At 56.5% G+C, this 817-nt stretch carries 1 protein-coding gene; it reads left to right on the plus strand.

Annotated elements, in window-relative coordinates; all coding sequences use genetic code 11:
- Positions 1 to 62 precede the first annotated feature (62 nt).
- On the plus strand, positions 63 to 817 hold a 755-nt coding region (locus E3W21_RS28790), incomplete at its 3' end, for a reverse transcriptase N-terminal domain-containing protein (RefSeq protein WP_178084160.1).

Here is an 817-nt window from a genome sequence, read left to right on the forward strand (position 1 = left end):
CGTCCATTCCCGTCAGGGGATGCGTACGTCTTTCGCTTGGGGAAACTTGAGAGGAAGGCAGCATGTTAGAACATAGCCAAATGGCCGTGTCTGCGCCTTCCGGCGCTCCGCAGCACTGGCATGACATCGATTGGTGGCGTGTCCAGCGGAATGTCCGGGCGATGCAGATACGGATTGCGAAGGCTTGTCGGGAAGGCAACTGGCGCAGGATGAAAACCCTGCAGCGGATGCTGACCCGCTCTCGCTCGGCCAGATACTTGGCCGTACGGCGAGTCACTGAAAACCAGGGTAAGCGCACGGCGGGAGTCGACCGCGTGCTCTGGGATACACCCGATGCCAAATGGAAGGCGGCAAATGGGTTGAAGCGCCATGGATATAAGCCGCGGCCTTTACGACGTGTGTTTATTCCGAAGTCAAATGGAAAGGAGCGTCCTCTGGGCATTCCAACCATGACGGACAGGGCTATGCAGGCGCTGTATCTGCTGGCTCTGGCGCCTATTGCAGAAACCACGGGTGATCCAAATAGCTACGGCTTCAGGATCGAACGCTCTACGGCGGATGCGATGGGGCAGCTGTTCGTTTGCCTGTCCAAGAAGGTTTCGGCCCAATGGGTTTTGGAAGCGGACATCAAAGGCTGTTTTGACCATATCAATCATGACTGGCTAATCGCCAACGTCCCAACGGACAAAGTGGTTCTCCGGAAATGGTTGAAAGCTGGTGTGATTCATAAAGGCCAGCTACAGGCAACGGATGCCGGTACGCCACAGGGCGGGATTATCTCGCCCACCTTGGCAAATTTGGTGCTGGATGGGCTGGA

Origin of the sequence: Pseudomonas sp. F01002 (assembly GCF_004402115.1) — a bacterium.
In the GTDB taxonomy this organism is placed as follows: domain Bacteria; phylum Pseudomonadota; class Gammaproteobacteria; order Pseudomonadales; family Pseudomonadaceae; genus Aquipseudomonas; species Aquipseudomonas frigoris.